A 5986-nucleotide genomic window follows, 5' to 3' on the forward strand; every position below is an offset into this window, starting at 1 on the left:
ACTCCGCCGACAGCCGCACCATCTGGCGGCCGCCGTTCATTTCCTTGAGGTTGTTGACGAAGTTTTCCGGGCGCTGCCAGCGGTAAGGGACCTTCAGGCCCATGAACTCGGCGATGTCACCGATGAAACCGGTGCAGTTGGTGGTCTCGGCGTTCCAGACCGGCGAGCTCGCCTGCAATTTCTTGATGTAGGCGAACACGCGTTTCGCGTCGGCTTCGTTGAGGTAGACGCGGTAGCTGGCGGTCAAATAGTCCGGATCGAGATCGCCGTAGCTGGCGCCGGTCTCGGACGGCACCCAGGTCAGGTGACCGAGCACGTAGGCCCAGGTGTCGCCGGCAGGCGTGAGGCCCGCGACCTCGACGGCCTTCTCGCTGGTCTTGCCATACCAGATGAAGGCATGGCCCCAGCTCGCCRCTGTCCGCGCGCGGAAGTCGACGTAGTAGGGACCTTTCTCCGTGCGCGCGACCGGGCGCCGCGTCGATTGCGGTGCCGGTCGTGATGCGGTGTCGGCCGGGACAAGCGCATTTGCGTCGGCAATGCGCTTGTTCGCTTCATAGGCCGAGGCCGAGGGCGTCGTGCATGCGATCATGGCCGCGAGGGCGAATCCCGCGAGGATGCAGGGTCCCGATCGATCAGATGTGTTCGCCACTTTGTGCCCCTCGACTGCCGGCCGTTCACGCTGATGCAGCGATCGCCATGCTGCGCGTCAGTAGCGCGACACGACCGGGCCGGGCGCCTTGCCGATCGGGGCCTTTCCAATCGGGCTCTTGCCAATCGGCATCTTGCCGATCGGCGCCTGCTCCTGGGCATAAACGGGCTGCCGGCGCGGCAGATCCGCAGCGTTCGCCACCGTCACCAGAGCGAACGTAGCACCCACGACAAATACAATCTTCTTCACAGTCATACCCCTGAAGGTTTGGTCCAAACACGGCAGTGCCGTGCCCCCAGACACGCCTCACAGATGCGCGTCGGAATGCGTCCACAGTGCGGCGGACGCGCGACATGTTGGCGGCATATGTCGGCGTGCAGAGATGCGATGTGTGTCCGAATGTTTCGCTGCTGCGCGACGCCGGCGGCACCGCTTCAAGAGAACAGCAGGCGATCCTTGATCTTGTGTGCGACGGTGAAATCGTCGTCCCACCACGGCTTTTCGCCCGGGCCCGGCGGCCGTGCCAGATGCAGCTTCTCTCCCTTCTCGTTGGCCTTCTTGACGGCGACCCTGAACGAGTAATGGTCGAACAGGCTAAGGGCCTCGATCATGTAGGACACGGCGATGCGCCGGTCCCGGATGATCAGGAGATTCTCGCCGTTCTGGCGATCGGCGGGTTTGGAGAAATTGTAGGATCCCAGATAGACACGTGCCGTCGGCTTGTCGAAGTCGATCACGGTGAACTTGTGATGCATGCGCGTGCCGGTGCCGCCGGTCGGCTCCGACTTGAAGGGTTCCGGCACGTTCTTGCCGAGCTCGGCGGCGAACACCGGGACAACGTTTCCGTCCGGGTTCTGCACGTCGATGCCGCCCACCTCCTTGTCGGATATGCCGTAGACGAAGACGTTGCTGTTGGCGGTGAGATCGGTGATGGCGTCGCGCACGGAGCCCCCCGTCTGAGCCAGGAAGGCAAGCGAATAGAGCAGGGACGACGTCGCGCTCTTGAGGTCGGCCGCGATCTCGTCAAGCTTGGCGTTGGCGGCGCGGTGCGGCGAGAGCGCCACCTTGGCGTCGATGCCGGGAAGACCGAGATCCTGCCAGTCGGCGGAGGGGGTTGCGCCGAAGCCCGCGACGTTATTGCTATTGGCAACGTAGCTGTCGAAGGACGCGAAGGCGAGATCGACCGGCCTCTGACCAGTCACCACCAGGGCGTTGTTGGCCTGCACGTAGAAGCCGCGCCAGGACAGGTTGGTGGAGCCGAACACCACTTTCTTCACGGTCGGCCCGTTCACCGCGATCGTCTTGTTGTGCTGCAAATTGCCCATATGCTGGCGCAGCACGTTCGCGCGCCCGGCCGAGGCGACCAGGCGGACCTCCGCAGCGTTTTCCGCGGAACCGCTGTCGCCATGCGGGGAGCTGTCGTCGATGATGATCTTGAGCGACGGACCGAGCTGGACGAGGCGGTCGAGGATTTCGGGCAGATTGAAATCGTAGGCGACGACGCGGACTTCGGCATGGTCGGCGATCGCCTGATCGAGGGTTTCCAGGATCGCGGCGCGCGCCTCGAAACCCATCCAGGCCAGTGCGGCCTGCGTGTCGGGATGCGTGGGCTTGAAGTCGAGCCCGCCCGCGGCGAGCGGCGCCACCAGCGTGTTGATCGGGCCGTGCGCCAGATAGCGGTCGACGAAGGCCTGCGAGGAGATGAAGCCGCGGGTGAAGGTGACGTTGGCGATGCCGGGATAGGTCTCGCGCGCAAGCTGGATCGGCACCTGCTGCGCTTCGCCCTTGCTGAGGTTGCCCTGCGCGTCCATGAACATCGGCGTGACGCGATAGACGAAGTCGCCGACGAGCTCAGCGTTGCGCGGGAAATGCACCCAGCGGAATTTCTGGATCGGCGATTGCAGGGTCGGAAGCTTCTGCGGATTGACGTTGCCCGAGGCGTCGAGAAAGTTAAGCCGGTTGTTCAACGGAAAGAACTGACTGCCACCGGGCTCCTGGTACTCGATCGCGAAGCCGACGAAATTTTCCGGCGGCCGGCCGGTCTTCCAGTTCATCGCAACCAGCGTCATGCCGTCGCCGCGATGTAATTTCAGCGAGAACGGCGCATTGGCGTTGGTGCCGATGACCTGGAAGCCCGATGTCGAATTTGACGGAGCAGGCGCTATCACAGGCGGCGGCGTGACCACCGGCGGTGATGTCGTGGTCGGCGGCTTGGGCCGTTTCGGTTGGGTTGCGCCGGTCTTCTTGCTGCCCTTTCCAGTTTTGGACGCGCCGGCGATGGTCTTCTTCGCCTTGCTCGCCTTCTTGCTGGTCTTGGACTTGCCAGCCTTCGACTTGCTGGCCTTGGACTTACCAGCCTTGGACTTGCTGGCCTTCGCCTTGCGGGATTTGGATTTGGCCGCCTTCTTCGTCTTGGCTGCCGACTTGGCCTTGGAGCTTGGTTTCGATTTCTTGGCTTTGGATTTGGCCTTCTTGGCAGACTTGGTGGTTTTCCGGGCCATGGGCTCTTCCTCCGCTTATGAACGAGGGCCGGCATGTCGGGTAAGGGGCCGGCGATGAATGGCGATCGAGCTGACAATAATCTGAATCAAATATATTCGCGCCAAGATTGTATCACGGGCCAGGCGCCACGAAAATACCTCGTGATCTCATCGGCCGCCGACGTAGGTGAAATAGACGTGGGGGGAAGTGGGGGGAATAAGTGTGCCGGCGCCTCACCCGATCCTGTTCAGGCTGTTCCTGATCGTCGAGAAGATGCCGCCGATGTCCTTGCGCAGGCCGTCGAGCGCGTTGAAATTGTCGAAGATGCGGGCGAGCCGGTCTTCGACCTCGCGCTTGCTTCTGGTGAGCGCATCGACGCGCGAGGCCAGGGTTACCCCGCCATTGGCCTCGATCTCGCCGACCGTCTTGGCGAGGAGATCGCGGGTGGTGCTGACGTCGGCGATCAGGGCCTCGATGCCGAACACCGGGGCCTTCAGCGGGACGAGATCGGCCTGCGACTTTGAAAGTTCCGCCCTGAAGGCATTCAGCGTCGTCAGCGTCTCCTGCAACGCGCCGAGGCGCTGGCGCGACTGGAGCACGAAATCGTTCAGGGCGTTCTGGCGGTCGGCGAGGCTCTTGCCGTCGGCGTCGGTCTCGACCTCCGCGATCGCGCGCTCGAGCTGCGTCCGGCGCTGACCGAGCTCCTCGAAATCGAGCCGGATCGCCTTCAGGATGTTGAAACTGTCGTCGATGCGGGCCAGACGCTGCTCGATCTCGATCTTGTTGTTCGAGAGCGTCTCGACCCGTGCGCTGAGCGGCGCCTCGCCGCCGGTTTCGAGCTCGTTGATGGTTTTCGCGAGGCGGTCGTGGCTGAGGCTCAATTCGCCGATCAGGGCGTTGATGCCGGCCTCGGACGAGCGCAGCGGCACCAGCTCGGCGTGCGATTTCGCCAGATCTTCCTTGTACTGGTTCAGGGTTGCGAAGGTGTCCTGGACGGTGCCCACCCGCGACAGCATCGTCGATACGTCGCGGGCGATCTCCTTCAACCGGTCGGCGAGGTTGTTCTTGCGGTCGTCGGTCTCGAGATCGAGCAGGGACCGCTCGAGCTGGTTCTGACGGTCGCGGATCTCGGTGAAGACGGGCTCGACCGCGCGGCGCTGCTCGGCGACCTTGCCGACCATCTCGCGAAGCCCCTGCTGGCGGCGGCGGATCTCGGCGAGCTGGTCGTGCATGTCGGTGGATTCATTGCGGCCCTGCTGGAGCAGGGCGCGTTGCTCGGTCTCGCCCAATTTGTCGTGGAGCGCGGAGACGGCCTCCCGGGGATCGCTCTCGATCAGATGCTGGACGGTCGCGTCGAGGTGATTTTGCAGGGCGTGGGCGACGACGACGTCCTCCCGCGTCTTCCTGAGGCGGTCGCGCAGCGTGTTCAGGCGCCGGTCCTGGCGTGAGAGCCGCCAGACGGTTGCGCCGATCAGTGCGAGCGCCAAGGCCAGAAGTGCGCCGGTTGCGATTCGCTGCGGCATGGGCAGGCCCGCGAACAGGGCGGGCAGGTGGGCGATATCGTAACCAAACGCCTGCTGGGCGAGAAGCGCGATGGCGGCAAGCAGGACGAACCAGGCAACCAGGACAAACAGCCACATCGTGAATTCCTCACGCCGGCACACAATATCGCCATAGTTGCTATTGGAGAGCGGAACCGAGATCAAGGGGCGGGCGGGTTGCCGGACGCGTCAGCGAGCGCGATCCACAGCCGTCGGCGTCAGCCGATGGGTGGAGGGCGGTGCGGGTCTTGCCGAGTTTTCCCGAAGTTGGAGCGGCGGCGCACAGTCCCGTAGCCCGGATGGAGCGAAGCGCAATCCGGGTTCTGCGAGCCTCGAGGCGCCGGTCCCGGATTTCGCTTCACTCCATCCGGGCTACGGCACGGCGGTCGCAGCTACAGCCGAAACTCGTTGGTCAGCTCGCCGATGCCGTCGATCGCAACCGTCACGGTATTGACCGGCTCCTTCATCACGCCGACGCCGACGGACGTGCCCACCGCAATGAGGTCGCCGGGGAGCAGGGTCATGTCGTGCGAGATCCTGCTGACCAGCTCTTGCGCGCTGAAGATCATGTCCGCGATCGGATAGTTCTGCCGCTCCGCGCCGTTGAGAATGGTGCGCACCGTGAGTTTTGCCGGGTCGAGGCCGGTCGCGATGACGGGGCCGAACGGGCCGTAATCGTCGATGCCCTTGGCGCGGGCCCATTGGGCGAAGGTCGGGTCGCTGGTCAGGATGTCGTTGGCGGTGATGTCGTTGACGCAGGTGTAGCCGAAGATGAAGTTGTCGGCTTCCGCCGGCGAGACGCGGGCGCAGGTCCTGCCGATGACGATGCCGAGCTCGCCCTCATAGGTGGTCTTGCCGTCGTAATAAGACGGGCGGCGGATCACGGCGCCCGGCGTCGTGATGCTGGTGGTGGCCTTCAGGAGATAAAGCGGCTCCGGCGGCTCGGGCTGGTTCAGCTTGGCCGCAAGCGCATGAAAATTGTTCCAGAGCGCGACGATCTTGCTGGGCACGCAAGGTGCGAGCAGCTCGACCTCCGACAGCCCCAGCGTCTTGCCGGTGGCAGTGTTGCGGCCGAACATCTCGCCCTCATGCACGCTGATGCCTGACGGCGTCAGCGTGCCGAATCCGGCGGCGCCGGCGTGGCGGAAGCGGAGCCATTTCTTCATGTCGGCGGTCATCATGCCACCGCCAGCGCGCGAGGATYGGCCGGCGTCGAGATGCCGTCATAGAGGCCGGCGATGCGGGCGCGCTGCGTCACCATCGCCAGCACCGAGTCGAGCGCGGGCGTGGCCATCCCGGTCAGGCGGCCCATCTC

General features: G+C 64.4%; 5 protein-coding genes and 1 pseudogene. All 6 read right to left on the reverse strand.

Annotated elements, in window-relative coordinates:
* Positions 1 to 649: hypothetical protein (locus ACXJL8_RS31200; protein ID WP_456686168.1), on the reverse strand; the 649-nt coding region annotated here is incomplete at its 3' end.
* Positions 650 to 706: 57 nt separating this feature from the next.
* Positions 707 to 904 (reverse strand): hypothetical protein, encoded by a 198-nt coding sequence (locus ACXJL8_RS31205; protein WP_456622221.1) that lies wholly within the window; start codon positions 902 to 904, stop codon positions 707 to 709.
* 179 nt (positions 905 to 1083) lie between these two features.
* Complete coding sequence (locus ACXJL8_RS31210) at positions 1084 to 3150, reverse strand: phospholipase D-like domain-containing protein (protein ID WP_456622222.1); 2067 nt, start codon at positions 3148 to 3150, stop codon at positions 1084 to 1086.
* Positions 3151 to 3363: 213 nt separating this feature from the next.
* Positions 3364 to 4770, reverse strand: a complete 1407-nt coding sequence (locus ACXJL8_RS31215) for a hypothetical protein (RefSeq protein ID WP_456622223.1) — start codon at positions 4768 to 4770, stop codon at positions 3364 to 3366.
* A 293-nt stretch (positions 4771 to 5063) separates the two neighbouring features.
* Positions 5064 to 5852 (reverse strand): fumarylacetoacetate hydrolase family protein, encoded by a 789-nt coding sequence (locus ACXJL8_RS31220; RefSeq protein ID WP_456622224.1) that lies wholly within the window; start codon positions 5850 to 5852, stop codon positions 5064 to 5066.
* Positions 5849 to 5986, reverse strand: a pseudogene (locus ACXJL8_RS31225) (oxidoreductase); the annotation flags it as partial. The gene ACXJL8_RS31220 and the pseudogene ACXJL8_RS31225, both read right to left, overlap by 4 nt.

Source organism: Bradyrhizobium sp. P5_C11_2 (assembly GCF_054049755.1).